The 3,511-nt window shown below is 37.3% G+C and carries 4 protein-coding genes; all 4 read left to right on the top strand.

Features of this window, described 5'->3' with window-relative positions:
• On the top strand, positions 1-1,877 hold a 1,877-nt coding region (locus EA341_RS00330), incomplete at its 5' end, for a peptidase domain-containing ABC transporter (protein WP_293010689.1).
• A gap of 112 nt (positions 1,878-1,989) precedes the next feature.
• Positions 1,990-2,340, top strand: a complete 351-nt coding sequence (locus EA341_RS00325; protein ID WP_293010688.1) for an HTH domain-containing protein — start codon at positions 1,990-1,992, stop codon at positions 2,338-2,340.
• A gap of 33 nt (positions 2,341-2,373) precedes the next feature.
• Entirely contained in the window at positions 2,374-3,018 is a 645-nt protein-coding gene (locus tag EA341_RS00320; protein WP_293010687.1) for a CPBP family glutamic-type intramembrane protease, read from the top strand.
• A gap of 133 nt (positions 3,019-3,151) precedes the next feature.
• Positions 3,152-3,511 (top strand): hypothetical protein (locus EA341_RS00315; RefSeq protein ID WP_293010686.1); only part of this gene is annotated, 360 nt, incomplete at its 3' end.

Genomic DNA, 3,511 nt, shown 5'->3' with positions numbered 1-3,511 from the left:
TGGTACTTTATAAGGTGACTGACAAGCAAGTGGAATACATGGATCCGGGTGATGGGCAAATGCATAAGGTTTCACCTGAAGTCTTCAAGGAAATGTGGACAGGTGTATTGGTCTTGTTAATGCCTAATGATGAGTTCAAGGCTATCAACCAAAAAGTGAGTACATGGAGCAGGTTCTGGTTTTTGGTGCGACCTCATCAAGCAGTAATGTTTCAGTCTCTGGTAGGGGCGGTTATTTATACGATTTTGGGCCTATCCACTTCCATTTATGTTCAGAAAATCATTGACCATGTATTTATTGGCAGGAATGTCAATCTACTCAATCTCCTTTCTGTAGCGATGATTGTTTTGCTGATCCTACAGATTGTGATTGGGGTTTTCAAAACCTTGTTTATTATTAAAGTAGGCCAACGTATTGATGCCCGTTTGATTCTGGGATATTATAAGCATCTATTGACACTTCCTCAGCGATTTTTTGATACTATGCGGGTGGGAGAAATAATTTCAAGAATCAATGATGCAGTAAAAATCAGGGCTTTTATCAATGATGTGTCTATTGGTTTTTTGGTGAATGTATTTATTGTATTTTTTTCATTTGCCTTGATGTTTACTTTTTATTGGAAACTCGCTTTGGTCATGCTTCTGGTAGTACCCTTCTATGCTTTGATTTATTGGGTTACAAATATGCTCAACAAAAAGATTGAAAGAAGGCTGATGGAAGAATCTGCTGAATTAGAATCTCAATTGGTTGAATCCATTACAGCAGCAGGAACCATCAAACGCTTTGGAGCAGAGGACCACGCCAATATCAAAACTGAGATCAGGTTTGTATCCCTTTTAAAGACTGTTTACCAATCAGGTCTGAATAATATTTTTTCCGGTACCTCATCTGAGACAGTTTCACGGCTATTTACTATTATTCTATTGTGGGTTGGTGCCGGGTATGTATTGAAAAATGAAATCACTCCTGGTGAACTGATGTCATTTTATGCTTTGACTGGATATCTAACAGGGCCTGTTTCAAGTTTGATCGGAATGAATAAAACCATACAAAATGCCTTGATCGCTGCGGATAGGTTGTTTGAGATTATGGATCTGGAAGTAGAAAGTGCTGAGGACACTTTCCCGATAAAAAAGGAAGATGTGGGGGATATTCACTTCAAGAATGTAAGCTTCCGATATGGCTCTAGGGCAAATGTGTTTGACAGTTTGAGTTTGGTTTTTCCCAAGGGGAAAATCTCTGGAGTGGTAGGAGAGAGTGGTTCCGGCAAAAGTACCTTGGTCTCTCTGCTTCAAAATCTTTACCCTTTACAATCGGGCAATATTTATATTGGAGAGCATGATATCAAATTTATCAATAATGCCAGTTTAAGGCAGCTAGTATCTGTTGTCCCACAGCGCATAGATCTTTTTGCCGGAAATGTATTGGAAAACATTGCCTTGGGAGATTATCAACCCGATATGCAAAAAGTGGTAAGCATTTGCAATAGGCTGGGTATGATGGGATTTATTGAAAGTTTGCCAAATGGGTTTGGTACTTACTTAGGAGAGAATGGCGCGGCACTTTCAGGAGGGCAGAAGCAGCGCATTGCCATAGCAAGGGCCCTTTACAGAGACCCTGAAATTTTGATCATGGATGAGGCTACAGCTTCTTTGGATCCGGACTCCGAGCAATTTGTGCAACAAACCATTCGGATGCTAGCGGCAGAAGGCAAGACCATCATTTTCATTACTCATAGACTTGCTGCAGTGCAGGATTTTGACAGATTGTATGTGTTGGATAAGGGCAAACTTATCGAAGAAGGAAATCACTTAGAATTGTTGGACAAGGAAGGTAAGTATTTCGATATGATTCGGAAGCAGTTGGTGGTGCTTTAAAATTGTACCAAGTACAATGAATTAAGAAATAATATCTACAATTAACTCAATCAACCAATTCATTTATAGACAATTATATTAAAAACTTAATTAACCATTAACTAACACTATTATGGAATTTATCAGACAAATAGAAAGACTGCAGCTGTTGAATAAGCTTGTTAGGGAACAGCGGACGGGAAGTCCGGAGGAGTTGGCAGAAAGGCTTGGGATAAGTAGAAGGCAATTGTATGTGTATTTGGAATACTTTAAAGACTTAGGTGTGGAAATTCAGTTCTCCCGTCGGATGAATAGCTTTGTCTTTGCCAATCAAAAGCAGGTACATATTGATTGGAAGTTTGAAATTTTGGAGCACTCTGCGGTAAACGAGGTAGTTGGAGGCGCACATTGTGAAGAATGGTCGATGGGGACAAAAATCTGCACTCAAAATTCATGGAGTTTTTCCAATAATTATCAAGTATGAACTATTATTGTAATATCTAAACTTTTAAAAAAAATGAAAACAATAGATAAGCTAGTTTCCTTTTTGAAGGTCCCTTATAAGGCAGAAAAATACACCGATATTAAATTAAAAGATTTTGCGCTGCTTTTGTTTTTGACTCTTTTAATAGTAGTACCCTATGCTTTAATTTTAGACTGGGCGGGGATGGATCAGTTTGACCATAAAATGTTGGAACTGCTGGAAGAGAATAAATGGCTGGTGGCTGTTCTTGCAATATTTTTAGCCCCTTTATTGGAAGAACCGATCTTTAGACTTCATCTTGACCTGAAAAAATCTTCAATTGGTTGGGGTTTGGGATTATCTCTTTTGATGATTTCTGAGGTTTGGTACCCTGTAGCATTGTTGTGGGTTTATTTGATTTTTCTCTATATAAGAGTTGGCCAAGGGCGTAATCCCAATCTTAAATTTGTCGTCTATTGCTCTGCCGCCTTGTTTGCCATGATTCATATGGTCAATTTTACAGGTTTTGATTATGGTGAATATTTTTATTTAGTGCCATTGCTTGTAGCAGGGCAATTTGTTGTAGGATTGGTATTGAGCTATATCAGGTTAAATCATGGGATGTTGTGGGCTATTATTTTCCATGGAGTTTACAATGCCATGTTGATCATACCTGCCATTTATTTTTATGAGCCATAAAAAATGAAAAGTCTTCACTTAGTGCTGTTTTTGTGCACGGAGCGAAGATAAATTAGGTTTATCATAAGTATTATTTTAAACATATAAGTGCGGTAAAGATTTATAAAAACTTTAACAAAGCGTTTTAAATATTATGTGTAACCGAGATATTGTCTCTAACAGATCACTCCAACCTTTCTTTTTTACAAATAGAAGAGTGGTTGCTTTCGTACATCTGTTGATTTCAATAGTAGGTTTAATTTATTATGCTGAATTAGAACAGATTATGGGCAGAGAGCATTTTGTATTCAGGTTTGCATTGGTTTACGGGTTGTTATATATTTTCAAGCCTAATAAATTCTTTGAAAAATGGTCTTTCTTACCCTATCTCTACCCTTTGTTTTTTTTAATTATTATAACCTTACTGGATTTTGGAAACCCTGAAGGAGCAACCGTTTTTGATAAAATCATTGGGTTTTCAATAGGGTTTTTATGGATCATTCTTTTGGAATGG

It is taken from the genome of Mongoliibacter sp. (assembly GCF_007692705.1).
Lineage (GTDB): Bacteria > Bacteroidota > Bacteroidia > Cytophagales > Cyclobacteriaceae > Mongoliibacter.
Note: the sequence above shows the minus strand (reverse complement) of the source record. Positions and strands in the feature narration are given on the sequence as shown.